The 23,476-nt window shown below is 60.7% G+C and carries 27 protein-coding genes; 9 read left to right on the top strand and 18 right to left on the bottom strand.

Translation table 11 applies throughout. The features are described 5' to 3' along the window. The first annotated feature begins 2 nt into the window (after nucleotides 1–2). Nucleotides 3–1,112, top strand: a complete 1,110-nt coding sequence (queG, locus tag Q0Y42_RS00950; RefSeq protein WP_297799176.1) for a tRNA epoxyqueuosine(34) reductase QueG — start codon at nucleotides 3–5, stop codon at nucleotides 1,110–1,112. Between the two features lie 6 nt (nucleotides 1,113–1,118). On the opposite strand, the gene Q0Y42_RS00945 is transcribed toward queG, so the two are convergent. Both Q0Y42_RS00945 and Q0Y42_RS00940 read right to left on the bottom strand, forming a co-directional pair. Further along, the gene (locus Q0Y42_RS00945; protein WP_297799174.1) at nucleotides 1,119–1,661 is read right to left on the bottom strand and encodes an FKBP-type peptidyl-prolyl cis-trans isomerase; all 543 of its coding nucleotides are present in this window, start codon (nucleotides 1,659–1,661) and stop codon (nucleotides 1,119–1,121) included. Beyond that, on the bottom strand, nucleotides 1,642–2,844 hold the full coding sequence (locus Q0Y42_RS00940) for a threonine ammonia-lyase (protein WP_297799172.1): 1,203 nt from the start codon (nucleotides 2,842–2,844) through the stop codon (nucleotides 1,642–1,644). Before Q0Y42_RS00940 ends, Q0Y42_RS00945 begins: the two co-directional genes overlap by 20 nt. A gap of 159 nt (nucleotides 2,845–3,003) precedes the next feature. On the opposite strand from Q0Y42_RS00940, the gene Q0Y42_RS00935 reads away from it, so the two are divergent. Together Q0Y42_RS00935 and Q0Y42_RS00930 are read left to right on the top strand one after the other, a co-directional pair. Beyond that, a complete protein-coding gene (locus tag Q0Y42_RS00935; RefSeq protein WP_297799170.1) occupies nucleotides 3,004–3,531 on the top strand; it encodes a hypothetical protein in 528 nt (175 codons plus the stop codon). Nucleotides 3,532–3,668: 137 nt separating this feature from the next. Further along, nucleotides 3,669–3,986: a hypothetical protein gene (locus Q0Y42_RS00930; RefSeq protein WP_297799168.1), complete on the top strand. Its 318-nt coding sequence runs from the start codon at nucleotides 3,669–3,671 to the stop codon at nucleotides 3,984–3,986. Here Q0Y42_RS00930 and Q0Y42_RS00925 read toward each other — a convergent pair. Then, the gene (locus tag Q0Y42_RS00925) at nucleotides 3,964–4,179 is read right to left on the bottom strand and encodes a hypothetical protein (protein WP_297799165.1); all 216 of its coding nucleotides are present in this window, start codon (nucleotides 4,177–4,179) and stop codon (nucleotides 3,964–3,966) included. The two genes, Q0Y42_RS00930 and Q0Y42_RS00925, sit on opposite strands and share 23 nt — an antisense overlap. Then, nucleotides 4,179–4,520: a RidA family protein gene (locus Q0Y42_RS00920; RefSeq protein ID WP_297799163.1), complete on the bottom strand. Its 342-nt coding sequence runs from the start codon at nucleotides 4,518–4,520 to the stop codon at nucleotides 4,179–4,181. Before Q0Y42_RS00920 ends, Q0Y42_RS00925 begins: the two co-directional genes overlap by 1 nt. Nucleotides 4,521–4,657: 137 nt before the next feature. Here Q0Y42_RS00920 and Q0Y42_RS00915 point away from each other — a divergent pair, with 137 nt between their 5' ends. Beyond that, entirely contained in the window at nucleotides 4,658–5,089 is a 432-nt protein-coding gene (locus Q0Y42_RS00915) for an SRPBCC domain-containing protein (RefSeq protein WP_297799161.1), read from the top strand. Nucleotides 5,090–5,102: 13 nt separating this feature from the next. On the opposite strand, the gene Q0Y42_RS00910 is transcribed toward Q0Y42_RS00915, so the two are convergent. The 9 genes from Q0Y42_RS00910 to Q0Y42_RS00870 form a co-directional block, all read right to left on the bottom strand. Next, nucleotides 5,103–6,083: a type II secretion system F family protein gene (locus Q0Y42_RS00910; RefSeq protein ID WP_297799159.1), complete on the bottom strand. Its 981-nt coding sequence runs from the start codon at nucleotides 6,081–6,083 to the stop codon at nucleotides 5,103–5,105. 12 nt (nucleotides 6,084–6,095) lie between these two features. Continuing rightward, a complete protein-coding gene (locus Q0Y42_RS00905; RefSeq protein ID WP_297799157.1) occupies nucleotides 6,096–7,079 on the bottom strand; it encodes a type II secretion system F family protein in 984 nt (327 codons plus the stop codon). Between the two features lie 5 nt (nucleotides 7,080–7,084). After that, the gene (locus tag Q0Y42_RS00900) at nucleotides 7,085–8,632 is read right to left on the bottom strand and encodes a CpaF family protein (RefSeq protein ID WP_297799156.1); all 1,548 of its coding nucleotides are present in this window, start codon (nucleotides 8,630–8,632) and stop codon (nucleotides 7,085–7,087) included. 3 nt (nucleotides 8,633–8,635) lie between these two features. After that, entirely contained in the window at nucleotides 8,636–10,423 is a 1,788-nt protein-coding gene (locus Q0Y42_RS00895; protein ID WP_297799154.1) for a cellulose synthase operon protein YhjQ/BcsQ, read from the bottom strand. 3 nt (nucleotides 10,424–10,426) lie between these two features. Continuing rightward, nucleotides 10,427–11,107 (bottom strand): CpaD family pilus assembly protein, encoded by a 681-nt coding sequence (locus Q0Y42_RS00890; RefSeq protein WP_297799151.1) that lies wholly within the window; start codon nucleotides 11,105–11,107, stop codon nucleotides 10,427–10,429. Nucleotides 11,108–11,112: 5 nt separating this feature from the next. Further along, nucleotides 11,113–12,567, bottom strand: a complete 1,455-nt coding sequence (locus tag Q0Y42_RS00885; protein WP_297799149.1) for a type II and III secretion system protein family protein — start codon at nucleotides 12,565–12,567, stop codon at nucleotides 11,113–11,115. Nucleotides 12,568–12,578: 11 nt separating this feature from the next. Continuing rightward, a complete protein-coding gene (gene cpaB, locus Q0Y42_RS00880) occupies nucleotides 12,579–13,544 on the bottom strand; it encodes a Flp pilus assembly protein CpaB (RefSeq protein WP_297799147.1) in 966 nt (321 codons plus the stop codon). A 110-nt stretch (nucleotides 13,545–13,654) separates the two neighbouring features. Further along, nucleotides 13,655–14,161: a prepilin peptidase gene (locus Q0Y42_RS00875; RefSeq protein WP_297799145.1), complete on the bottom strand. Its 507-nt coding sequence runs from the start codon at nucleotides 14,159–14,161 to the stop codon at nucleotides 13,655–13,657. A gap of 104 nt (nucleotides 14,162–14,265) precedes the next feature. Beyond that, nucleotides 14,266–14,448: a Flp family type IVb pilin gene (locus Q0Y42_RS00870; protein WP_297799142.1), complete on the bottom strand. Its 183-nt coding sequence runs from the start codon at nucleotides 14,446–14,448 to the stop codon at nucleotides 14,266–14,268. Nucleotides 14,449–14,769: 321 nt separating this feature from the next. Here Q0Y42_RS00870 and Q0Y42_RS00865 point away from each other — a divergent pair, with 321 nt between their 5' ends. Continuing rightward, on the top strand, nucleotides 14,770–15,324 hold the full coding sequence (locus Q0Y42_RS00865) for a TadE/TadG family type IV pilus assembly protein (RefSeq protein WP_297799140.1): 555 nt from the start codon (nucleotides 14,770–14,772) through the stop codon (nucleotides 15,322–15,324). Nucleotides 15,325–15,338: 14 nt separating this feature from the next. Beyond that, nucleotides 15,339–15,905 carry a TadE/TadG family type IV pilus assembly protein gene (locus tag Q0Y42_RS00860; protein ID WP_297799137.1) on the top strand — a complete coding sequence of 189 codons (567 nt, stop codon included), beginning with the start codon at nucleotides 15,339–15,341 and terminating at the stop codon, nucleotides 15,903–15,905. Here the strand turns inward: Q0Y42_RS00860 and Q0Y42_RS00855 are convergent. From Q0Y42_RS00855 to Q0Y42_RS00835, 5 genes are all read right to left on the bottom strand, one after another. Then, a complete protein-coding gene (locus Q0Y42_RS00855; protein WP_297799134.1) occupies nucleotides 15,896–17,203 on the bottom strand; it encodes a chorismate-binding protein in 1,308 nt (435 codons plus the stop codon). The two genes, Q0Y42_RS00860 and Q0Y42_RS00855, sit on opposite strands and share 10 nt — an antisense overlap. Before the next feature lies 1 nt (nucleotide 17,204). Then, a complete protein-coding gene (locus Q0Y42_RS00850) occupies nucleotides 17,205–17,981 on the bottom strand; it encodes a tyrosine-protein phosphatase (protein ID WP_297799131.1) in 777 nt (258 codons plus the stop codon). A 37-nt stretch (nucleotides 17,982–18,018) separates the two neighbouring features. Next, complete coding sequence (locus tag Q0Y42_RS00845) at nucleotides 18,019–18,333, bottom strand: transcriptional regulator (RefSeq protein ID WP_297799129.1); 315 nt, start codon at nucleotides 18,331–18,333, stop codon at nucleotides 18,019–18,021. A 1-nt stretch (nucleotide 18,334) separates the two neighbouring features. After that, nucleotides 18,335–18,973: a hypothetical protein gene (locus Q0Y42_RS00840; protein ID WP_297799127.1), complete on the bottom strand. Its 639-nt coding sequence runs from the start codon at nucleotides 18,971–18,973 to the stop codon at nucleotides 18,335–18,337. A gap of 206 nt (nucleotides 18,974–19,179) precedes the next feature. Continuing rightward, nucleotides 19,180–20,625, bottom strand: coding sequence for an AMP nucleosidase (locus Q0Y42_RS00835; protein WP_297799125.1), 1,446 nt, complete (start codon nucleotides 20,623–20,625; stop codon nucleotides 19,180–19,182). A gap of 303 nt (nucleotides 20,626–20,928) precedes the next feature. On the opposite strand from Q0Y42_RS00835, the gene Q0Y42_RS00830 reads away from it, so the two are divergent. The 3 genes from Q0Y42_RS00830 (at nucleotide 20,929) to Q0Y42_RS14040 (ending at nucleotide 23,476) form a co-directional block, all read left to right on the top strand. Next, complete coding sequence (locus tag Q0Y42_RS00830; RefSeq protein ID WP_297799122.1) at nucleotides 20,929–22,236, top strand: site-specific integrase; 1,308 nt, start codon at nucleotides 20,929–20,931, stop codon at nucleotides 22,234–22,236. A gap of 211 nt (nucleotides 22,237–22,447) precedes the next feature. Beyond that, a complete protein-coding gene (locus tag Q0Y42_RS00825; RefSeq protein ID WP_297799120.1) occupies nucleotides 22,448–23,152 on the top strand; it encodes a hypothetical protein in 705 nt (234 codons plus the stop codon). Nucleotides 23,153–23,263: 111 nt separating this feature from the next. After that, nucleotides 23,264–23,476 carry an AlpA family phage regulatory protein gene (locus Q0Y42_RS14040; RefSeq protein ID WP_366107850.1) on the top strand — a complete coding sequence of 71 codons (213 nt, stop codon included), beginning with the start codon at nucleotides 23,264–23,266 and terminating at the stop codon, nucleotides 23,474–23,476.

The following is a 23,476-nucleotide window of genomic DNA, read 5'->3' as shown; positions in this document are numbered from 1 at the left end:
TGATGGCCGCCGATCCAAGAGACTTCATCCGCAAGCGCGCCGCTGAACTGGGGTTCAGTGTGTGCCGCTTTGCCAATGCGCGTGAGCCATGGTCGGCGGGCGAGCGGCTGAAGGCCTTTGTCGAGGCCGACTATCACGGCGACATGTCGTGGATGGAAACCACTCTGGACCGCCGCAGCCACCCCAATGGCATGTGGGACGGGGCCGAGACAGCCATTGTTCTGGGCATGAACTATGGCCCCGATCACGACCCCCGCCCCGAACTGGACGAAGCCTCCAACGGCTATATCTCGGTCTATGCGCGTGGTGACGACTATCACGAGGTCATCAAGGGCCGACTGAAGATACTGGCGGGCCAGATCGCGTCGCGCCTCAGCCAAGAGGTGAAGGTGTTTGTGGACACCGCCCCCCTGATGGAGAAACCGCTGGCCATGCGCGCGGGCATGGGCTGGCAGGGCAAGCACACCAATCTACTCAGCCGCGAACTGGGCAGCTGGTTCTTCATCGGCACTATTCTGACCGCCGCCAAGATCGACGCCGATCCTGCCGAGGTCCAGCACTGTGGGTCCTGTCACGCCTGTCTGGACGCCTGTCCCACCAAGGCCTTCCCCGCGCCGTTCCAGTTGGATGCACGGCGGTGCCTGTCCTATCTGACAATCGAATACGGCGGCGTCTGGCCAAGTGAGTTCCGCGCCCTGACCGGAAACCGCATCTATGGCTGCGACGACTGTCTGGCCGCCTGTCCGTGGAACAAGTTCGCGCAGGAAGCGCGCGAGACGCGGCTTCAGGCGCGCGAGAGTTTGGTCGCACCCAAGCTGGCCGATCTGCTTGCCCTGGATGATGCGGCCTTCCGCGCGCTTTTCACCAAGAGCCCCGTCAAACGGATTGGCCGCAACCGCTTCATCCGCAATGTCCTGCACGCGGCAGGAAACTCGGACGATGCGGCGTTGATTGCCCCCGTCGAAGCCCTGTTGGCCGACGACAACGATGTGGTGCGCGCCACTGCCGTCTGGGCGCTGAAACAGCTGTCGCCCAGCCGTTTCGAGGCGCTCAAAAAAGAAAAGCTCCTGACCGAGAGCGAGGCTTCGGTCAGGAGCGAATGGGAAGCCTAACGGGCTTTAGCCGTTCTCGGTCTTGCCGCCCTTGTGGCCGCCCGGCACCGGCGCGACGTCCAGCACCTTGAGGCGGAAGACCAGCACCGAGTGCGGCGGGATCGGGCCGGACTGGCTGTCGCCATAACCCAGCGCCGGCGGGACATAGAGGAACCACTCGTCGCCCGGACGCATCAGTTGCAGCGCCTCGGTCCAGCCCGGCACGACCTGTTCCGGCGCGAAGATGGCGGGGGTGCCGCGCTCGAACGAGGAGTCGAACACCGTGCCGTCGATCAGGGTGCCTTCATAATGCACGCGCACCAGATCATTGCTGTCGGCCTGAATGCCGTCTGCGGGACCGGAGGTAATGACCTTGTACTGCAGCCCTGACGGCAGGGTCTTCACCCCGTCCTTGGTCCCGTTCTCGATCAGGAATTCCTGAGCGGCCTTGATCGCGGCCTCGTCATTGGCAGTGGCAGCGCCGTCATTACGGCCACAGGCCGAGGCCCCCAGAGCCAGTGCGGCAATGGCTGCGACAACAGTAGCGGGCTTAGCCCATGCGAAGTTCATAACCCTTGTCCCTCAAGGCTTGTCCAATGTCTTCGGCGTGCCTGGCATCGCGGGTCTCGACCATGATGTCGAACTCCGCCCCCTTGGCCGGCACGTCCAGTGCGAGGCGGTTGTGAACCACATCAATGATGTTGCCGCCAAGCCCCCCGATGACCGCCGCCATCGCCGACAGCATGCCCGGACGGTCATCGCCCAGAATGCGATAAACGATCAGGCGCTTTTCGCGCACCATCTCGCGGTTCAGCACTACGGCCAACATGCGGGCATCGATATTGCCGCCCGTCAGCTCGATGCCGATCTTCATGCCTTTGAAGCGTTCGGGATTAGCCAGAATGGCGGCCAGACCACCTGCGCCCGCGCCCTCTGCGACCGTCTTTTCCAGCGTCGCCAGCAAGGCCACGCCTTTTTCAAAGTCGGCTTCTTCACAGACAAAGATTTCGTCGACCAGATCGTTGCACAAGGCGAACGGAATCTCGCCCACGGCCTTGATGGCGATGCCCTCGGCAATGGTCTGGCCCGTGCAGACAGGCGGCTCGCCACGGCGGCGGGCGGTGAAGGAGGGGTAGCGTGCAGCTTCCACGCCAAAGACCTTGATGTCGGGCTTCATCCCCTTGGCCGCGATGGCGCTGCCCGCAATCAGGCCGCCCCCGCCGATGGGAATGATGAGGGCGTCCAGATCGGGGGCATCCTCAAGGAACTCCAGACCGCACACGCCCTGCCCCGCGACGATACCCTCATCGTCAAAGGCCGATACGAAAACATAGCCATGCTCGGCCTGAAGCCGCTTGGCCTCCTCGGTCGAACCGGAGAAGTCGAGGCCGTGGATCACCACATTGGCCCCGTGGGCGCGGGTGCCGTCCACCTTCACGAAGGGCGTGCCCTCGGGCATGACGATGGTGACGGGCACACCCAGCCGCCCGCCGTGATAGGCCAGCGCCTGGGCGTGATTGCCCGCCGAGGCAGCGACGACACCGCGCTTCTTCTCGTCCGGCGTCAGTTGCAGCAGGCGGTTCAGCGCGCCGCGCTCCTTGAACGATCCGGTGAAATGCAGGTTGTCGTATTTGATCCAGATGTCTGCACCCGTCAGTTGTGACAGGCGACGCGAATGGCGCACAGGCGTGCGGTCAACCTGACCGGCAATACGCTGTTGTGCGGCACGGATATCTTCAAAAGTAACAGTCATGGGCGAAGGTGTTTCCTCAGGCGCGTCGTTGTCGCAATGGGCTTATGTTGCCCCCATCCTTACCTGCCGTTGTGGACCAGCCTTCTCTCGCGGACAAGCTTGACACTGCGTCATCCTACGGGCCATGCCTGATCTTCCCTTTAGGAACGAGGCCCCCCAATGTCGATTAAAGCGTACAAAGTCGCCCGCGTTTCACTGGCCCTTCTGGCGCTCGCCGGTGCCGGCTCGCTGGCGGCCTGTTCGACCACTGGCACGGGCGCAATGCCGGTCGCCAGCAGCGCCTTCAACCGCGCCGATTTCGAATGGTCCAGCGCCGCTGGACAGGGCGGCATCAACGGTGTCGTCGCATCCGCTCAGGACGGCGTGGCCTTTTCCTGCGTGGCCAGCGCAGGCCTGACCCCCGCGACGCGTTTCACCGACGCCCGTATGCGCACCCTCTATGGTGCCACCAACCGCGCCGTGCTGCCGGCCGACGTCGTGCGGGCCCGCACCGTGTCGGACCCGCATGAAGACTATCGCGAGTTCGTGCGTTCGACCGCCTGCGAGGACAATCGCTTTACCTTCTCCGGTCTGCCGGATGGCCGCTATTACCTGATCGTGCCGGTCCGTGCCGGTGACGCGCCGGTGCATGTCCTGATGCAGCAGGTCCAGATCCGAGGCGGTCGCACCGTCAATCTCAGCCTCTGATTATCCGCGACAAGAATACCGTTACTGAAAAGGCCACTCCGTCGGGGTGGCCTTATCTCTATCATCACTAGGCCATTGTTTGGCCGCACGGATCGGCAGTTTGGGCGACAGTACGCAAGATCGGGAGCGCGTCTGTCATGTCCCAGCACAACATCATCGGGTCCGAGGCCTTCGACAACAAGCGCTACATTATTGTGCGCAACGTCCGCGCCGGAGTGGGGCGTAACCGTCGCCGCCGCAACACCATCCTGCTGATCAGTGTGGCCGTAGTTGCGCTTCTGGTAGGCGCCTTGCTGGCCGTAACGGCTCTGGTGCCGATGCTGATGGCCCAGCCCGCGGCTGAACCTGCGGCGGTTTCCAGCGCCGAGAATGCGCAGCTGCGTGTCCAGCCGGTTCAACCCGCGCCCGACACCACAGCCGCGCCTGCAGCGGTCAGTTCATCGCCTGCCGCTTGATCTTGTCCTCAAGGTTGCGGATGCGGCGATCCATGTCCGCGACCTGTTCCTTCAGACGTTTGGCTTCCGAAGCCATGTCGACGGGCGTGCCGTCGTCATAGTGGATCTGTGCGCCCTTCTCGATCAGGTCCAGGCGGTACAGCGCCGTGACGCGCGCGGCGCGAAAACGCTCCAGTTCCGACTTGTCGTCCATCAGACGGCTGCCGTCACGATGATTTCGACGCGGTATTCCGGTGCTGCCAGCTTGGCCTCGCCCGTTGCGCGCGACGGCGGATTGGCCTGATCGACCCACGCATCCCAGACGCTGTTCATCGCTTCGAAATCGGCCATGTCGGCCAGCCAGATGGTCGCCATCAGGATTTTCGACTTGTCGCTGCCGACCTCGGCCAGCAGGGCATCGATCTCTTTCAGAGCGGTACGGGTCTGCTCAACGACATCCTCGTGCGTCTCGCCGACCTGACCCGCCAGATAGGCCACGCCGTTGTGCACCACGGCCTGGCTCATACGGTGATTGGATTGATAGCGTTTGATCATGGTGGTCCTTTCCTCGCTGCGAGCCATAGCCGCAGCGGCGGGCCCCGCATAGCGCCCGCACGTCACCGACCCGCTTTTTGACAGGGTTGACCGCATAGGGGCTTTTATCAATGCCCGCGTCATGTCAGAGGCAGGATATGGACAGCACCCGCATCGAAAACCGTATCGGTATCCGCGCTTCGGCCGAGCACATCTGGCAGTTCATCGAAGAGTTCGACCACTGGTCGCGGTGGAACCCCTATGAGCAGAACACGGTGGGAGCCATCGGCTTCAACGCGCCTCTGTCCTATGAGGAAAGCTGGCCGTCCGTGGGGCCGCGCACGGCCTCGGCCAGTGTGTCCGACTGGGTCCCCGCCGGTAAGCTGGTGTGGGCGGAAAAGCGCGGCTTCCTGTTCACGACCTCGCGTTTCATCACGCTGGAAGAAGTCGAAAAAGGTGCCACCATCGTCACCAACGGCATCATCTTTGGCGGCCTGCGCGGCGAGATGTTCCACGACAAGCACCGCGCCAAGTTCCGCGCCGCTCTGACCGAGATCAACGAAAAGCTGAAGGCTGTCAGCGAGAGCTGATCAGCCCCCGGCCCTAGTTATTGGCCATCATGTCCATGATGCTGATGACGGCCGGTCCCATGATCACGACAAACAGCACCGGCAGGAAGAAGATAATCATCGGTACGGTCAGCTGGGCCGGAAGCGCCGCCGCCTTCTTTTCGGCTGCGGCCAGACGCAGTTCGCGGTTTTCCTTGGCCATGGTGCGCAGCGCGGTGCTGAGCGGCGTGCCATAGGTTTCGGCCTGCGTCATGGCCGTGGCCACCGACTTGATGCCCGGATGGTTGGTGCGCTTGGCCAGATTTTCATAGGCCATGCGACGGTCCGGCAGATAGGACAGCTCCGCCGACATCAGGCTCAGTTCCTCGGCCAGTTCCAGTGACTGGGTGCCGATTTCCTGACTGACCTTCTGGATCGCAGCCTCGATCGACATGCCCGACTCCACGCAGATCAGCAGCAGGTCGAGCGCATCGGGAAAGGCCTCCACGATCTTCTGGCGGCGCTTCTGGATGCGGTTGGTCAGATAGATATTCGGCGCATAGAAGCCGATGGCAAAGGCCACCACCACGCCCGCCACCTTGGTCATCAGCGGCACGTCGAAATCGGTGATGACGAACAGATAGACCGCTGCCAGCACCATCAGAATGAAGGGCATGGAGAAGCGGAAGAAGTAGAAGGTGGTGATCGGGCTTTGGCCACGGAAACCGGCCTGTAAGATCTTCTCGTTGACCTTGGGGTCCTCAAGGAGGGTCGACAGGTTCAGGCGGTCCACGACGCGCTTCTTAAAGCCCTCGTCGGTCTGGCGGAGGGTGGGCGTATTGCCGCCCTGCATGGCCGCACGCGAGCGACGGCGCAGCTCGTCACGCTGGTCGGCAACGCGCTTGATGCGCTTTTCCAGATCCTGATCGCCGCCCAGACCCGACAGCAGGGTGAACAGGGTCGCAAAGACCGCCACGCCCACAAGGATCGACAGCAGGTTCTGCGGGGTGGTCATGAAGCCGATGAAACCTTCCATATCCGGCTCCCGTCAGAACTTGAAGTTGATCATCTTCTTCATCGAGAAGATGCCGATACCCATCCAGCAACCGGCGACCAGCAGCATGAACTGCCCGCGCGGATCGGTGAACATGGTGATCATGTAGCTGGGGCTGGTGATCATGACGATGGTCATCACCAGCGGCGGAAGCGAGCCGATGATCATGGCCGAAGCGACCGCTTCGGACGACATGGCCTTGATCTTCTCGCGCATCAGACGACGCGCGCGCAGCACGGTGGTCAGGTTGGTCAGGGCCTCGGCGAGGTTACCGCCGGTCTTCTGCTGGATGGCGATCACGATGCAGAAGAACTTCAGCTCCGGCGTCGGCATGCGGGTGTACATGCGGTCCAGCGCGTCGGTCAGGGACATGCCCACGCCCAGCCCTTCGAGTAGGCGCTGGAACTCACCGCCCAGCGGCTCCGGGCTTTCGCGGGCCATGATCTTGAAGCAGTCATTAACCGGCAACCCGGTCTTGATACCGCGCACCAGAATATCGACGGCGTCAGCAAAGGCGGCGGAGAATTTCTTGATCCGGCGCTTGGCCAGAAAACCCAGTGCCCAACGCGGAACGCCAAAGCCCAGCACCACACCCAGTCCCAGACACAGCAGCAGCGGAGCCTTGAGTACCAGCGGGAACAGGAAGCCCAGAACGCCCGCCACCACGCTGATGATGATGAAGGTGCGGACCGACATATTCAGGCCGGCCTGATGGATACGGGCCGACAGGCGCACACGGGCCTTGCGGTCGCGGCGCTCGGCATCCTGAAGCTGGGTCAGGATCTGTTTGCGGCGCGCCTCGGGCGACTGTGACGCCGAGGATGCGCGTTTGACCTGCCCCGCAGAGGCGGGCCGGGCGGCGGCCAATGCCTTGGCGCGCTTGACGCCGTCGGCGGCGCTGTCATCGCCACCGACCAGCACCCACCCCAGACCGGCGATGGTCACAAAGGCCAGAACTGCTGCGAGTGCCATCAGCATAGAGATTACTCCGAAGCGTCCAGAGCGTCGGCCAACTCGCGTTCAAGGCCATAGTAGCGGGCACGGTCCCAGAAGCGCGGACGGGCAATGCCCGTGGAACGGTGACGACCGTTCACGCGGCCCGCGGCGTCCTCGCCGGTAATGTCGTAGACGAACAGGTCCTGCGTCACGATCACATCGCCTTCGAGGCCGACGACTTCGGTCACGTGGGTGATGCGGCGCGAACCGTCGCGCAGTCGGGCGGCCTGGATGATGATGTCGATCGAGCCAACGATCATCTCGCGGATCGTCTTGGACGGCAGGCCATAGCCACCCATGGTGATCATGGATTCCATACGGCTGATGGCTTCACGCGGGCTGTTGGCGTGCAGCGTGCCCATGGAACCGTCGTGGCCGGTGTTCATGGCCTGAAGCAGGTCGAAGGCTTCAGGACCACGCACTTCGCCGACGATGATGCGTTCGGGACGCATACGCAGACAGTTCTTCACCAGATCGCGCATGGTGATCTGGCCCTGTCCCTCAAGGTTCGGCGGGCGGGTTTCCAGACGGACCACGTGCGGCTGCTGCAACTGAAGTTCCGCGGCGTCCTCACAGGTGATGACGCGCTCGGTCGGATCGATGAAGGCGGTCATCGTGTTGAGCAAGGTCGTCTTGCCCGAACCCGTACCGCCCGAGATCAGAACGTTACAGCGCGCCGCACCGATGACGCCCAGAACACGGGCACCGTCGGAGCTGATGGAGCCGAACTCCACCAGATCGCGCATGGTCAGCTTGTCCTTCTTGAACTTACGGATGGTCAGGGTCGGACCATCGATCGCCAATGGTGGGGCGATAACGTTCACACGCGAACCGTCCGGCAGACGGGCGTCACAGATGGGCGAGCTTTCGTCCACGCGGCGGCCGACCTGCGACACGATCCGCTGGCAGATGTTCATTAGCTGGGTGTTGTCGCGGAAGCGGACATTGGTCAGCTGGACCTTGCCGCCCACTTCGATGAAGACGCGGTTGGCCCCGTTGACCATGATGTCGGCGATGTCGTCGCGCGCCAGCAGCGGCTCCAGCGGACCATAGCCCAGCACATCGTTGACGATGTCCTGAACCAGATGCTCCTGCTCGGCCACCGACATGGAGACGTTCTTGATCGCCACCAGTTCGGCGACGATGTCGCGGATCTCTTCCTGCGCGGCCTTCTGGTCCAGCTGGGCCAGTTGCGACAGGTCGATGGTGTTCATCAACGCGTTGAAGATGGTGGTCTTCGTGGCGTGATAATAGTCGCTCTGCTCGCGAACGATCTCGGTGACGGCCTGGGCCTTCTTGATCTGTTCGAAGCCGGCTGTCTTGCGCGGGGCAGCCTTGGGCTCGGGCGCAGGGGCCGTCAGACCTTCGAGAGCTTCCAGACCGAAGCCGTCAATCTGTGCGCCCGAAGACGCCGCAGATTTGGCCGGCGGGTCCTGACGTGTTTCCGCGGCCAGCGGCGCGACTGGCGAAGCATCGTGCTCCTCGTCATGAGGAGGGACGATGGGCTTTACTGCTGATTGCCGCTTGCCGAACATGGACTATCGTCTCCGGAAGAGCCCCGAGAGGCTGGGGGCAGCCTTGCGCGCCTTGACGGGCGCGGTCGGCAACTGGCGCTGCGATACGATCTGCGCCAGGGTTTCAAAGGCTTCTGCCGCCTTGGTCTTGGCGGCGGTGTCCAGCACCATCTGGCCATTGTTGGCCGCAGAGCCGAACACCTTGGCGTCGAACGGGATCGACAGCGACGGGTGGATACCCAGCGCCTGACCGAATTCCTTGGCGGGGATTTCCGGACGACCCGGCATGCCCACCTGGTTGAGGATGACGCGCGGCGGGGCATCGTTCGGGCGGGCCTGACGGATCAGGTCCACCAGATTCTTGGCGTTCCGCAGCGACGCCAGATCAGGCGTGGCCACCAGCACGACCTCGTCCGCCGCGATCAGCTGTTCGCGCATCCAGCGCGACCACAGGTGCGGCAGGTCCAGCACCACGAACGGGGCCGTGGTGCGGATGCGGCTGGTCACCTCGTCAAAGGCGTCGGGACGGATTTCCCAGTCGGTATCCAGCGTTGCCGGCGCGGCAAACAGGCTCAGACGGTCGGTGCAACGCACCATCATCCGGTCCAGCAGGGTCGCATCCAGACGCTCGGGCTGGCTCAGGGCATCGGCGACGCCGCCGAAAGGATCCTGATTGAAGTTCAGACCCGAGGTGCCGAACGGCAGGTCGTAATCGACGATGACCGTATTCACACCGATCCGCTCGCTCATGGCGAAGGCGGTGTTGTGTGCCACCGACGAGGCCCCTGCGCCGCCGCGTGCGCCGATGAAGGCAATCGTGCGTCCCACAAATGGTTGGTCCGGATCGGCGAACAGACCACCAATGGCCGCGATCAGTTGCAGCGGCTGGATCGGGGCAACGATGTATTCGCTGACGCCGCGACGCATCAGCTCGCGATAGAGCAGGATGTCGTTGGCGGCACCGATAACAACCACCTTGGTGCCGGAATCGCAAACCTCGGCCAGCTGGTCGATTTCAGCCAGCAGGCTGCGCGCATCCTTCATGCACTCGACGATGATCAGCGGCGGGGTCGGCTCGGACTGATAATGTTCGATCGCAGCGGCGATGCCACCGATACGCACCTGGGTCGTGGCGCGCGACATGCGGCGGTCCTGAGCCGCGCGTTCGGCCGCTGCCAGAGTGTCCTGACGCTCGGAGAAAACATGCACCGCAATGCGCGGGATCGAGACATTGGCGGCCTGATCATCGAAGTCGAGACCGGCGACACCGGCGACGACCGGCACGCTCGCTCCACCGGCTGGCTCGACGCTGCTGGGCGACACCACCGTAGCGGGGCCAATCGGCTCAATAACCGGCTCTTGGACCGGCTCTGGAGTTGCATCGGCGACCGGCTCTGCGGCGGCAGGGGCCACATCCTTCACATCCACCAGCGTCGGTCGGGCCTCAATGACTTCGATGTCATCCAGCTCAATCGTCGCGACGGGATCGGACGACATCGGCTCAAAGGTTTCAGGGGATGACGCGAACTTCAATGCAGACATATCAGATGCCTCGAGGGGTTCGGACGGAGGCGGCACGGTCTCGTCGGGCTGGGTATCCGCTTGTGCGAACGCCTCCTCAACCCGGTTCAACGCCGTTTCCATAAAGTTGAGAGAAGCAGCACCGACATCATAGCCAGGCTTTATCTCCGGCGCGGCCGCCGTCGAGACCACATCGTCGGTTTCTGCCGCGATGGTATTGATGGTCGTCAGGAAATCGTCGTCGATTTCGAAGCCGTCCAACGGATCGTCGACGGGGGTCGCTTTGGTCATGACTTACTCAACTACGTCTGAAATGCGTGCTTCCACCAAAAGGGGTTCACGCGTGGCAGAAGTGGGGGTGCCCTGCCTGTAGGCATCATAGACGACGGCGCGGCGTTGGGCACTGGCAGGCGTCATCTGTTGCGGACTGACGATGTCGTTCGGGTTGGCAATCTGGGCAGCCAGATTAGCCGTCACGGCACAGCCGAAATTGGCCGATCCCGTATTTTGAGCCGTACGCGTCGCACTGCCCCAGGCCGTACCGCATTGCGGCACCTGTGCGCGGATGGTTTCAAAGCCGACCAGAACAGGAGCGTCAGCACCCGGGGCCTCATAGGACCCCATGCTGATCTGGCTGCTGCCGATGCCGTAGCCGGCAAGGGCGTTGACGATATTCCGCGCCGTGGCGTTGGTGACATTGTCACCCGCACCCGGCACCTGGATTACCAGACCGGTCTGGGCCGAGGCGCGATAGCGCGTGGCCAGTTGCGACACCGCGCGGCGCTGGGGCTCCGAAAGACCGTCGCTGCGTGCACGCAAGGCGATGCGGTCAAAGTCCGGCTCGACCTGCAGCACATAGCGCGACAGCGGGTTGATAGCCGGACCACGGTCGAGACCGGCATCAAGGCCACCGCAAGCGGCCAAACCAAGGGCAGAGCCCGCGATCAGAACTGCGTAGAGGGATCGGTTCATCATGTCGGTCACTCGATCACATAGCCGACCGGGCCCTGCCAGCGGGTACCTGCGGTACCGGCTGCCGGAGAGCCATAAGCTTGGTTCAGCTGGCCAAAGAAGATGGTTTCGGCGTCGTTCGCGATGCGCAACCCGTCCGCCGGAGTTTGCATGCGCGACGGCGAGGTCGGGGTCACGATGTAGGGCTCGACGATGACCACAAGCTCGGTCTCGCCCATCAGATAGTCCCGGGAGCGGAACAGGGCACCCAGCACCGGCACATTGGTCATGCCGGGCAGGGCATCCACGGCCTGACGGGTGGATTCCTGCAACAGGCCCGCGATCATCATTGCACCGCCCGACGGGATTTCAACGGTCGTTTCGCTGCGGCGGACCGTCAGGCCCGGCAGGGTGATGGACGACGCCGTGCCGGCACCGATGGTGATGCCCGACCCCGGATTGAGTTCAGAGACCTCGACCTTGACCTGCAGGCTGATGCGGCCTTCGGACAGAACCACGGGACGGAAGGCCAAAGCCACACCGTAGGGTTTGTACTCCACCGTCACCTGACCATCGCGGTCACGGCTCTTGGGGATGGGGAACTCGCCGCCGGCAAGGAAGCTGGCTGCCTCGCCGTTGACCGAGGTCAGGTTCGGCTCCGCCAGAGTGCGCAGCAGTCCAACCCGTTCGAAGGCGCTGATACCGATGCGGCCACTGGTCAGATCACTGCCCGGATCCGTAAGGCGTTGCCAATCCGCAGAGATGCCGCCTTGCAGACCCGAGTTGACCGAGAAATTCATACCGGTCGAGAACTCGAAGGGGTGGCGTCCATTGCCGTTGATCAAGGCCTGGGTATTGAAACCCAGTTGCTTGATGGCATTGCGCTGGACCTCGACGACACGCACCTTGAGGGTGACCTGATCGGCCCCCGAGGACGAGATCATGTTCACGACCTTGGACGGGTCGGAGGCGTGGGCGCGGGCCAGTTGGCTGGCGCGCTCGACGTCGCCCATGCTGGCGACAGTGCCCGTCAGGATGATGCCGTCATTGACCGCTTCGGCGCGCACGCCGCTGCCCGGGAAGGTGCGGTTCAGCGCTTCCTGAAGGGCAGCCACACCGGCATCGACGCGGATCTTCAGCGTCAGGATCACGCGGCCGTTCGAGCCGACAAACACAGCGTCCGTCTCGCCCGGTGCCAGACCCACAACCGTAATCCGGCGATGGGTGTGCAACATGGCATTGGCCACGGCCGGATTGGTCACGACGATGTCGCGCACGTCCGAGGGCAGGTCGACAGCGAAGGACGATCCCTTGGGCAGGTTGATGTGACGCGGTGCCGAACCCGACACGACGGTCGCCGTACTGGCCGCCGCCGGATTAAGGGCCTGAGCCTGTGCCGCAATCGGAGCGAGCAGGGCTACAGCCCCGGCCAAGGCGGCGCTGGCGACAGCCGTCATACGGTACCGGCTCTTGTTCGATGTCATCGAAAGCCTTCTCATTGCAGAACCACCACTTCCGGCTCGCTGGTGCCGCGGAAGATGCGGACAGCGCGAGGATCATTGGCGGGATTGGGGGCCCCCGCATCGCCTGCTGCGGCGACGGTAGTCCGGCCGCCATAATATTCACCACGACGTACAGCGCCGGGGATCAGGCCTCGCGGCCCGCTCGCATCGGCGTAGGAACGCAGCACAATCGTCAGGTCGCCTTGGGCGCGGGCAAGAGCTAGCGTCTCTGCATCGCGGTCGTTGACCTCGACCGTCGCGGTCGCACCGACGACTGCCTTTTCTTCGGCGGCGGCTTGCGTCGACTGGTCGATCGCCAGAACGCGCAGGTTCTGCAGAACGGTAGCCGTCACGGTACGCTTGCGCGTGTCCTGACCCGACGGGACATCCACCTCGCGGGTCAGCAGGACATCGACGCGGTCGCCCGGCAGGATAAAGCCACCGGCGGCGGTATCGGCCGAGACCGGAATACTCATGGCGCGCATGCCCGGCTCGAGGAAGGCGGCGAGATAGCCGCTTTCGCCCGCACGGACGATCTTGCGGGCCTGGATCGGCTCACCGGCCAAAATCTGTTCGCGGACAATCGCACCGGTGAAGGAGTCGATCGCGGTCGGGCTGTTGATCGAGACCACAGCATCGACGACCTTTTCTACGGTACCGTCCTTCGTTTCTTCGGTAGGAACCGCAGCGTCAGGGCGCGGCACGGAACCATCGGTCACAAAAGCCGGATGTACATCGGCAGCAGGCCAGTCCTTCCAAACAAGGTCGGCGGCAGTCAGCTGATGCCCGGGGGCGAGGTCATGAGCGGCAACCAAAACCTTGGTCGTCGCAGCAGCTGGCGCTGTAACTTCTGCGCCCTGCTTCTGCTGACCCGACGATCCCATAGAGCGCACGACAAGCGCGAGACCGACCGCAGCCAGAGCAGCAACGCAGATTACAGCAATCTTTGCAGGCTTCATTGATGTTCTCCGGCAGTCAAAAGCCGCAGGGATCCACGCTTTTGCCACCAAATGGCATTTGAAAGTTCAAATAAAGCAGCACATCGGAACGATGTTACTAACGAACTTGGTTACGATAACTTCAACAACAGTTGAGAGTACGGGAACCCGAGTACTGCCCCCGCGGCGATAGCCACGCCATAGGGGATGTCACCCTTGGGCTGCATCAGGCGCTGCAACCACGAAGGCAGGGAAACGGGCATCATCGGTACCCATTTACGCGCCACCAGAAGAGCCACTGAAAGGGCCCCGCCAGCCAGCGCCGTGATGGCCAGAAACGGCACCAGTCCCGACATACCGACCCATACTATGGAAGCGGCTAAAAGCTTTGCATCTCCGCCACCTAGTATCCGCAGGGCGAACAAAACGATGCCGATAGCGAGTGCAACAAAGCCCATCGCCAGGGAGATCACTCCGTCCTGCCACGACAGGCCAACAATGAGCGCAATCGGGATAAAAATCCCGACCAGGGCGATGGAGATCCAGTTGGGGATTTTCATCGTCGCGAGATCGTAAACTCCGCCCAGGATCACCAGGGCGGGGTACAGAAACAAAAGGGCGCTCAGAGCATAAAACATGGCTCCAACAGTGCCATAATTTGGTTAAGCCAATCTTTCGGGCACTAAAAAGGGCCGGAGAAGAACTCCGGCCCTTCAAACTCAAGATAGCCAGGAGGTCCTAGTTACTCAGGAGCCTCACCCGTCTGAATACCGGTTTCAACGGCCTCAAACTTATCTCTCAGGGTGGTGCCGATGGCACCAACAGCGCCGATGATGACAACGGCGATAAGGGCGGCGATCAGGCCGTATTCGATGGCGGTTGCGCCGGATTCGTCTTTAGCGAAGCGGTTCAGCAGATTACGCATGTGTAGTCCTCTCTCGTTTTGGCAGGAGGACACTGGCTGCCCCCCGCAGTAGAGCCTCCGCAGCACGCTACGGAGCCCCTGATGCGTGATCAAGCTGACAAACATCCCTTAAACGACGGTAAAGTTTTGCGCCTGTGAAGGACATAATCGTGGTTACCAAACAGTGTATTACCAATATTTTGAAAGACCGTTGTTATACATTGAATACCTGAGAATTTACAATTGCGCGTTATTTTTGATCGATTTGAAAAGAGGGCGTTAAGGCCATCGGGGGCATGTAGGTCCCCTCAAGCTTGAGGATGGCTGTCCGGGGGTGGGCAAATGCTGGAACAACCAAAGACGCGTTGTGCGCGTGCGTCGGGTAAAGGCCGCGCCGGAAAGCGCCGTGTCCGCGAGGGAGCGACCGCAGTCGAGTTTGCTCTTGTTGCCTTCCCATTCTTTGTACTGATGTTGGCCATCTTTGAAGTGGCGTCGATCCTGACCGTCAGCTCGCTGCTGGAGTCGGCTGTCATGAACAGCGGTCGTCTTGTCCGTACGGGGCAAATCCCAGCCAATGCGACCAAGGAAGACTTTATCAAGGAAGTTTGCGGGCGGATGACCGTTTTCGAAGGAGCCTGCCTGCAACGTCTCCAGCTCGACCTCCAGCCCGTTGCCTCATTCAGCAATCCGGGCATCAACGACCCCATCAAGGACGGGGTGTTCGATCCCAACGATACCAAGTTCAACATAGGCGCACCGCGCAGCTTTATGTTGATGCGCGTTTGGTACCGCCAGCCGATTGTCAGCCCTCTGCTAGGCCACGCCATGACGCGGCTGAACAATGGTGACACCCTGCTGCACGCCAGCACGGCCTTCCGTAACGAGCCCTACGCGTGATGGGAGGTCGCAACATGATCCGAACCCTCACCCGCCATTTCCGTAAGGATGAACAGGGCGCGGCCGCGCTGGAGTTCGCACTGCTGCTGCCGCTGTTTCTGGTCATCTACATCTGCGTGATCGAGTTTACGCAGGCCTTTATGGTCCAGCGCCGCGCCCACCACTCTGCCGCCATGATGGCCGATATCGTGGCGCAGGCGAATACGGTGACGAAGGCCCAGCTGAATGACTTCTTTGCGGTGGGAGGACTGATCATGGCCCCCTACTCCTCCACCCCGTTGGAAGGCCGTGTCACCAGCGTCGTCCTGAACGCCAAGAACGAGCCCCGCGTGCAGTGGAGCTATGGCAATGCCATGTCGCCGCTTCAGAAGGACACTTTGGTTACAGTGCCTTCCGATATTTTGGAAAAGGATGGCGACAGTCTGATCATGGCCGAGACGGTCTATGTCTATGACTCGCCGTTCGACATCGCCGTGCCGGGGTTCAGCGATTTCCTGTCGGGTCAGACGACCTTCCGTCGCACATTCTATCTGCGCCCGCGTGAAGTGGCGTCGATCTCCTGCACCGACTGCTACAAGTAAAGCGCGTCTCTTAGCGCCCTGATCTTGGCGTCCGTCTCGGCCAGTTCCTCGGCGGGCTGGCTGTCAGCGGTGATGCCCGCCCCCGCCATGGCCCGCCAATGCCATTGTCCTTCGGTCAGTTGGAACGAGGCCGAGCGGATCAGGACCGAGGCCGTGATCGTGTCGTCCGCTGCCATCCCCTGCACGAACAGGCTCCCGCACCACGCCCCGCGCGGGGCCTCATAGTCGGCAATGACCTGCATCGCCCGATGCTTTGGTGCCCCTGTGATCGAGCCTGCCGGAAAGGTCTGCCGCAAGATGTCGGGCCAATCCACACCATTCTTCACCCTGCCACTGACCACCGACGTCAGGTGATGGACGGTCGCAAAGCTCTCCAGCCCGCAGAGTTGTTCAACCACGACAGTACCCGCCTCGCACACGCGCGACAGATCGTTCCGCATCAGATCGACGATCATCAGGTTTTCCGCGCGGTCCTTGGCGCTTGCCTCAAGCTCGCGCGCCAAGGCCAGATCTTCCTGTGGCGTATCCCCTCGCGGCCGCGTCCCCTTGATCGGGCGGGCCTCCAAGCGCCGCAAGCGCGGTGAATAGGTCAGGAAAAGCTCGGGCGAGTTGGAAACCAGCGCGTGGCCGTCCGCCAACCAGCAGGCGCTATAGGCAGCCCCGCGCTGGCCCGCCAACCGCAGGAACACGTCGTAGGGATCAGCCCCCGCCTTGAGCGTGCCACACCATTCACGGGCTATATTGGCCTGAAACAGCTCGCCTTGGCCGATGCGATCGACGACGGCGGCAACCGCTGCACGGTAGTCCGATCCTGCGCGGCATTCGGTAAAATCCAGAGAGGGCGCGGGCGGCGCTTCTGCCCGACACCGAAGCGCCAACCAACCCTCGGCGCGTTTCACCTGCGCCTCTGCTTCTGCGGTATCGGCTCCCCAGCCACTGGCTTCGACGCGGCTCAAACGATGATCAAAAACCAGCCATGCCGGATAACGTCCCAGAACCAGATCGGGCCAGACTGCATCACGCTCTCCTGTCGCTTGACGCGCCCCTGCGTCATAGGACACCAGCCCGACAGCGGGAGCACCCGCCCAGTCAGGCTGCTCCAACGTCCTGAACACATCATCCGCACGATCCAGCACAAGTTGCCGGTCCGGATCACAGGCTACGTAAGAAAAGCGCCCGCCATGGTCCTGTGGCCTTCCCGCCCCCGCGATCAGACTGACCGGCCATGATCGGGCACGCAGCCCCGAGGCCACATCCAAAGGCTCTGCCCACGGCAGGGGCGCACGGACCACGGCCACGTCAGATCACCAGATGGGACAGGATCATTTGGCGGCGCGCGACATCCACACCCAGGACCTCGGACAGATAACGCTCCACCGTCCCCGCCTCTTTGCGGATGGCCTCAAACGCACCATGAAGGAAATCCGCCCTGACGCCGAGGAAGGCCACCACGGCTTCATGCGATACGGGCCGCCCCGTTACCTTCTCCAGCTTGAGGGCCAGATCGCCTGCCCGACCTTTCAGATCGACCGCCTGATTGGTCGCCATATAGTCGGCAAAAATATCGTCCTCCTCCACCCCCAGCACCGTCTGCGTGAGGGCGCACAGCAGGCCTGTTCTGTCCTTGCCCGCGGCACAGTGGACCAATAGCGCCGATGGTGCCTGGGCCAAGGCGTCAAACCAGTCCCTGAACAGCGCCACATGCGCGGGATCAAACGGCATGCGGCGATAGGTGTTGGCCATATAGTCGCGGCCCGTCTCCTCGGTCAGAGCGCCGCTCTTGAGGAACTGGATATGAGGGGCCTCTCCATCACCGCCGATATCGGTGGATATCATCCGCCCCGCCCAGCCTTCCGGCAGGCGATCGGGTTGCTTGGCCCGCTCGCTGGAGCGGCGCAAATCCACCACATCCGACAAGTTCAGATCGGCCAAAGCCATCAGGTCCGCGTCACTGGCCCGCGACAGCTGGCCCGAGCGAAAAAGAACCCCGCGCCGAACTTCGCCATAGCGACCGCGATAGCCGCCGAAGTCGCGGAAATTCTCGATGGCTTCAAATGAAAGAAGGCGGTCGCTCATGACCGCCTTCCATAAACTGATTGGTGCGTTTCGCCATCTAACGTTGTGCGACCAAGGCCGAAATCTGGTCCAGATACCGTATGAAGGCTTCTCGGCCAGCAGGACTAAGCCGCGCCCGCGTCAGGGGTTTTCGCCCCTGAAAGGTCTTTTCCACCTCGACGAAACCGGCCTCTTCCAGCTTTCTCAGATGCACAGACAGGTTGCCGTCCGTCGTCTGAAGCCGGGATTTGATCTCGCCGAAATCCGCGACATCCGCCCCCGACAGATAGGCCATGATCCCCAGACGTATGCGGCCATGGATGACCTCGTCGATCCGGTTGATGTCGAAATCTTCTGCGTCGCCAGCGGCCATATCAGCCCCCTGCCCGCGAAGCCTGTTTCATCAGATAGAGCCCCGGACACAGGGCCACCGCCACCAGCAGCACCAGATAGATGGCATAGGTCCAGTCGGTGAAGGCGAACCAGCCCAGCGCCACAGCGCCCGCAAAACTGATCACGCCGACGCCGATCATCCAGCCCTGCCGCACAATCTGGCCGGCGATAATCCACGCCGCGCCATAGGCGATCATCACCACCGCGGGCATCAAGGCCATGGACGACCAGCTCCCCGTCGACAGGGCAAAGGCCGTCAGCACCATCCATGTGCCAAAGATACTAAAACCGCATGCCGACCATGCCGCGCCGATGGCGACATTGTCGCGGGTGCCACTGCCCGCCACCGTATCAAGCTTGCGGATCAGCATGAACAGCACGACGCCGAAGCCTGCACCAGCAATCATCCAGAGGCCAAACAGACCCCAGCCCTCAATGGGCAGTATCCCAAGCTTGCCCATCCATTGGATGAACGTCGCCGCGCCAAACCATAGCGACGCGGAGACAAGGATCGGCCCGACCAGTACCGGGGCCTGACGCCCTTCCTCGGCGAGCTTCTTCATATAGGCGATGTCGCTGTGGACATCGGCACCGCCGTGCATTGCAGGGTCTTGAGACATTGGGCGTCCTCCTTATGTGACGCCGTTATCAACGATATACTTTATTTTGTAAAGTACTTTTCCGAGACATACTCGCGCGCCTTTGGGGTACCGTCGGGCAGGCGAACAGATGCCCAGCATATACGGCAGACATGCCGCCCTGTCTGAAAACAAAACCCCCTCCGTGTGTGACGCGAAGGGGGCTTTGATCAGGTGAGCGACCCGACTTAACGGAAGGGCGGCTCGTCGAAGGCGCGCAGCTTGCGCGAGTGGAGGGCAGCGCCCTCGGCCCGCAGCAGGTCCACGGCCTGAATACCGATCTGCAGGTGCTCGGAAATCGCACCTTCATAGAAGCGGTTGGCCTGACCCGGCAGCTTGATCTCCCCGTGCAGCGGCTTGTCCGAGACGCACAGCAGCGTGCCGTAGGGCACGCGGAAGCGATAGCCCTGGGCCGCGATGGTGGCGCTTTCCATGTCGATAGCGACGGCGCGGCTCTGGTTGAAGCGCAGCGCCGACTTGGAATAGCGAAGCTCCCAGTTCCGGTCGTCGGTCGTAACGACCGTGCCGGTGCGCAGGCGCTTCTTCACCTCTTCACCCGGCGCGCCCGAAACCAGCTTGGTCGCGTCGTACAGGGCGCGTTGCACCTCTGCGATCGACGGCACGGGGATGTCGGCCGGAAGCACGGCATCCAGCACATGGTCGTCACGCAGATAGGCGTGGGCCAGCACATAGTCGCCGATGGTCTGGCTGCCACGCAGGCCGCCGCAGTGACCGATCATCATCCAGACGTGCGGGCGCATAACGGCCAGGTGATCGCAGATGGTCTTGGCGTTGGACGGGCCGACGCCGATGTTGACCAGGGTGATACCCTGACCATCCGGACGGGTCAGGTGATAGGCCGGCATCTGATGCTTGCGCCATGCCGAGTCCATCACTGCCGCTTCGGGGTTCGGGGTATCCTTGGTGACGATCACGCCACCCGAGCAGGTCAGGCTGTCATAGGGACTGTTCGGCTTTTGCAGCTCTGCCGCCGCCCAGCGCACGAACTCGTCCACATAGCGGTTGTAGTTGGTGAACAGGATGTAGCTCTGCACCGCCTCGACCGGCGTGCCGGTATAGTGACGCAGACGGGCCAGCGAGAAGTCGGTGCGCAGGCCATCAAACTGCGACAGCGGGAAGTCGTGATCCGGATCGAACAGACCGTCCGAGATCTCGTCGCCAATGTGGGCCAGTTCCGTGGTCGGGAACCAGCGAGCAATCGCCGCCGTCATCGAGCGGTCAAGCACGACGTCCGAGCCATCGAGAACATAGGGGAAGGGGATCTCCTGATCCGACGGACCGACCTCGAAGGTGGCGTCGTATTCGTCCGCCAGCAGGGTCAGCTGCTCCAGCAGATAGTTGCGGAACAGGTCGGGGCGGGTCACCGTGGTCGTATAGGTGCCCGGACGCGAGAGACGGCCAAAGGCGCGGGTCTCAAGATTCTGGGGCTTGTCGCCGTACCAGCTGACGGTCAGGCGCGGATAGGAGAATAGGCCTTGGGCCCGTGCTTCCGGATCGGCGCGCTCGCCGGTCTCGATAAACACCTTCACCGCATCGCGAAGGTTGGCCACGGATTGGTTGTAGAGGGATTCGAGGCGGTCGATTACCGCCTTGGGGGTCATCTTATCTGTCATGGCTTCCTCTAACGGAAAACCATGACAAAGGCGAGACATCGCAATGTCAAAGCCGGCAACATCGTGTTTCAGGATGTATTTTGGAGCGGGTAAGGGGAATCGAACCCCTGACATTCAGCTTGGGAAGTTCAAAAAAGTAAGGTTTCAGGGCGTTTCGAGAGGTTGCGGATCGCCTCAGTCTTGAAACAACCCATTGCCAAATAAAGACTTTTGTTGTCGGGTGGCATTGCCCTCGGTTGCAGTGAGTTTCGTCCATTCGGGACAACAGCGGGACAACGCACGCATATCTGAGGGGTGTCCGACGTGGAGACTCCCGTGCCGAACCTAACGCAAAAATTCATCGAGAGCTTGAAGCCCATCGACCGGATGCAGACCATTCCCGACACCGGGATGAGAGGCTTGGAACTCTATGTCACCAAGACAGGCATCAAGACCTTTTCGGTCCGGTACACCCTGGTCGATGGAACACGTCGCCGGATGACCTTAGGCCGATGGCCAGTCCTGACCCTAACCGATGCTCGCGCTCAAACCCTCGACATCCTCAGTCAGGTCGCCAAGGGAAAGGATCCAGCCCAAGCTAAACAGATTCACCAAGCTGAAGCGCGGGCATTAGAGATCAAGACGGTCCACGATCTGGGCGTAGCTCTTCTGGCAGCCTCAGAACGAAAAGGCGTCCGCCCCTCAACACTCACTTATTGGGGCTGGCTGATCCGAAAACACATCAACCCACGCATCGGTCATTTTCGCACATTGGAAATGAACTCCAAGCTCGTGCGTCCCGTGCTTCAAGAAATCGGCTCTGATGCGGGGCCCGTCACTTCCAACCGCTGCCTGACGGTTCTGAAGCGGATGTACAATTTTGCAGTGGAGGAGGAGCTCATTGAGCACAACCCTTTGGCCGCAATAAAATTCGCCTTCAAGGAAACAAGCCGAGATCGAGTCCTGTCATCCAGTGAACTTTCACAGCTTTGGACAGCTCTGGAGAGCATCATATCCACCTCCAGAGAGGTGGCCCCAACCTCGGCTCATGTTGGTGTATCAACCAGCATGGCACTAGCAATACAGACCTGCCTTTATACATGTCAGCGAGGAAGCGAGGTGGCTGGTATGCTCTGGGGTGAGGTTGATCTTGATACTCTTGTGTGGGTGATCCCCGCCGCCCGCACCAAAGCTAAGCGTGAGAACCTAGTTCCATTAAGCCCTCAAGCAGCCACCGCTATCGCCCAAGCCAAGTTACTCGCAGAAGCGCGCTACGGTCGCCCTTTGGCACCAGGGGACGCCGTTTTCCCCTCACCTCGCGCCAAACGCCTCGATGCCCAATCTGGATTGGGTTCTAAAATCCATCCGATCGAGCGACTGAGCCTCAACCGCGCCATGTCTCGTGTGACCGCTGAAGCCGGCATCGAAAATGCCACCCTTCACGATCTCAGGAGAACAGGCGCTACACTTATGTGCTCTGAAAAAATCGGAACGTTGGAAGAGATTGTCGCCCGCATATTAAATCACAGCCCTTCAGCACCAAGCGTGACCGGCACATATAATCGATATGGATATGTGAAAGAGAAGCGCGCAGCTCTAAATGAGCTAGGGAATCTAATTGAAAATGTATAACAACATGAAGAATGACGAATACATTTCTATCCTAGATTTGGCGACCACATACGCATCCAGAGGCCATAGCTCAAACATAGATCATGTTCTAAGCAAGGATGATGTAAATAGAATAATTAATAAATTGAATATTAACAATAAGCTATTTCTGTTTTTTAATTATACTTTTTATTTGTTTATAACAATTTCATTGGCAACAATCGCTTTCTATATGGCCAATTTTAACAACACAACCAGCATTTACGCCATTCCACTATTGGTCACGGTTCTTATTTTGTTTGCTTTGAGATCAGCAATATCTAAGATTAATTTTCAAGCATCAATTAAAGAATACTCAACAAGGCCAAATATTAATAATATAAATTCTATCTCGTTTATATTCTTTTTTAATTACTTGAATAATAATAATGCAAATATTTATCAATATGACGATTCTTATCCATCAAGTTTCAAACTGTATAGAGGACACAAGGGCCTAAAAAGATCATTTTTACTCCCGTGGCTTCTACAAGAGAAGCTCGCCCTCAAAGAAATACACAGGCCTTCATTCCTATGGCGAGCTCAAAAACTCTACCTAAAATCCAGCGAAATTGACTTAAAATCTCACACATTCACCGTGCTCCGGGACGCATTTGTGGAGCCTTCATCTCTACGAAAAGTCGATAGCGAGACTTTTGAGCGGGTGAGGAAATTCGCCGAGTCCCTCGATATAAAAGACAAATCTTGGAAAGATTTTTTCGAGGTACACGCCGCCTATCACAATCTCACTCGCGAGAAAGGGCACGCACCTAAGAACAAAGAAGTCCAGGTCAGCGGCCTAAGCTTTGATCAAGTTCAAAAGTATCTTAACCCGACTGAAAATCGAAAAGAGAGGAAACTCCTTTTCGAAGCAGCGGTCAAAGCCGCATCAAAATAAGGTACTGTATTTTATAAGTCTTTTTTCGGCCATAGCTGTCCGGAACTAGCCTTTGATACCCGTCAATTTTCCTGCCCTCTGTAGCAGCACTTCGCAACACAGAGGCCAATTATGAACCTTCTCACATCAAAGCAGGTGCTAGAAATTACGGGCATTGGGTGCCGCTCAACGCTCTGGCGCGCAGTCAAAGCATCGACCTTCCCTTCCCCATTAATCCTCGGCCCACGTAGCATTCGCTGGCGCTCGGACGAGGTCGATACATGGATAAACGAAAGGCCTAGGCGAACCTATAAAGCGTCTGCGCAGATGAGCATGGAGGCTTGA

Origin of the sequence: uncultured Brevundimonas sp., assembly GCF_947305955.1 — a bacterium.
In the GTDB taxonomy this organism is placed as follows: Bacteria; Pseudomonadota; Alphaproteobacteria; order Caulobacterales; family Caulobacteraceae; genus Brevundimonas.
Note: the sequence above shows the minus strand (reverse complement) of the source record. Positions and strands in the feature narration are given on the sequence as shown.

Excerpts from the sequence above, each read along its gene's own strand:
- queG (WP_297799176.1), top strand. The coding sequence starts at position 3 with ATGGCCGCCGATCCAAGAGACTTCATCCGCAAGCGCGCCGCTGAACTG.
- Q0Y42_RS00945 (WP_297799174.1), bottom strand. The coding sequence starts at position 1,661 with ATGAACTTCGCATGGGCTAAGCCCGCTACTGTTGTCGCAGCCATTGCC.
- Q0Y42_RS00940 (WP_297799172.1), bottom strand. The coding sequence starts at position 2,844 with ATGACTGTTACTTTTGAAGATATCCGTGCCGCACAACAGCGTATTGCC.
- Q0Y42_RS00935 (WP_297799170.1), top strand. The coding sequence starts at position 3,004 with ATGTCGATTAAAGCGTACAAAGTCGCCCGCGTTTCACTGGCCCTTCTG.
- Q0Y42_RS00930 (WP_297799168.1), top strand. The coding sequence starts at position 3,669 with ATGTCCCAGCACAACATCATCGGGTCCGAGGCCTTCGACAACAAGCGC.
- Q0Y42_RS00925 (WP_297799165.1), bottom strand. The coding sequence starts at position 4,179 with ATGGACGACAAGTCGGAACTGGAGCGTTTTCGCGCCGCGCGCGTCACG.
- Q0Y42_RS00920 (WP_297799163.1), bottom strand. The coding sequence starts at position 4,520 with ATGATCAAACGCTATCAATCCAATCACCGTATGAGCCAGGCCGTGGTG.
- Q0Y42_RS00915 (WP_297799161.1), top strand. The coding sequence starts at position 4,658 with ATGGACAGCACCCGCATCGAAAACCGTATCGGTATCCGCGCTTCGGCC.
- Q0Y42_RS00910 (WP_297799159.1), bottom strand. The coding sequence starts at position 6,083 with ATGGAAGGTTTCATCGGCTTCATGACCACCCCGCAGAACCTGCTGTCG.
- Q0Y42_RS00905 (WP_297799157.1), bottom strand. The coding sequence starts at position 7,079 with ATGCTGATGGCACTCGCAGCAGTTCTGGCCTTTGTGACCATCGCCGGT.
- Q0Y42_RS00900 (WP_297799156.1), bottom strand. The coding sequence starts at position 8,632 with ATGTTCGGCAAGCGGCAATCAGCAGTAAAGCCCATCGTCCCTCCTCAT.
- Q0Y42_RS00895 (WP_297799154.1), bottom strand. The coding sequence starts at position 10,423 with ATGACCAAAGCGACCCCCGTCGACGATCCGTTGGACGGCTTCGAAATC.
- Q0Y42_RS00890 (WP_297799151.1), bottom strand. The coding sequence starts at position 11,107 with ATGATGAACCGATCCCTCTACGCAGTTCTGATCGCGGGCTCTGCCCTT.
- Q0Y42_RS00885 (WP_297799149.1), bottom strand. The coding sequence starts at position 12,567 with ATGACATCGAACAAGAGCCGGTACCGTATGACGGCTGTCGCCAGCGCC.
- cpaB (WP_297799147.1), bottom strand. The coding sequence starts at position 13,544 with ATGAAGCCTGCAAAGATTGCTGTAATCTGCGTTGCTGCTCTGGCTGCG.
- Q0Y42_RS00875 (WP_297799145.1), bottom strand. The coding sequence starts at position 14,161 with ATGTTTTATGCTCTGAGCGCCCTTTTGTTTCTGTACCCCGCCCTGGTG.
- Q0Y42_RS00870 (WP_297799142.1), bottom strand. The coding sequence starts at position 14,448 with ATGCGTAATCTGCTGAACCGCTTCGCTAAAGACGAATCCGGCGCAACC.
- Q0Y42_RS00865 (WP_297799140.1), top strand. The coding sequence starts at position 14,770 with ATGCTGGAACAACCAAAGACGCGTTGTGCGCGTGCGTCGGGTAAAGGC.
- Q0Y42_RS00860 (WP_297799137.1), top strand. The coding sequence starts at position 15,339 with ATGATCCGAACCCTCACCCGCCATTTCCGTAAGGATGAACAGGGCGCG.
- Q0Y42_RS00850 (WP_297799131.1), bottom strand. The coding sequence starts at position 17,981 with ATGAGCGACCGCCTTCTTTCATTTGAAGCCATCGAGAATTTCCGCGAC.
- Q0Y42_RS00845 (WP_297799129.1), bottom strand. The coding sequence starts at position 18,333 with ATGGCCGCTGGCGACGCAGAAGATTTCGACATCAACCGGATCGACGAG.
- Q0Y42_RS00840 (WP_297799127.1), bottom strand. The coding sequence starts at position 18,973 with ATGTCTCAAGACCCTGCAATGCACGGCGGTGCCGATGTCCACAGCGAC.
- Q0Y42_RS00835 (WP_297799125.1), bottom strand. The coding sequence starts at position 20,625 with ATGACAGATAAGATGACCCCCAAGGCGGTAATCGACCGCCTCGAATCC.
- Q0Y42_RS00825 (WP_297799120.1), top strand. The coding sequence starts at position 22,448 with ATGGCCAATTTTAACAACACAACCAGCATTTACGCCATTCCACTATTG.
- Q0Y42_RS14040 (WP_366107850.1), top strand. The coding sequence starts at position 23,264 with ATGAACCTTCTCACATCAAAGCAGGTGCTAGAAATTACGGGCATTGGG.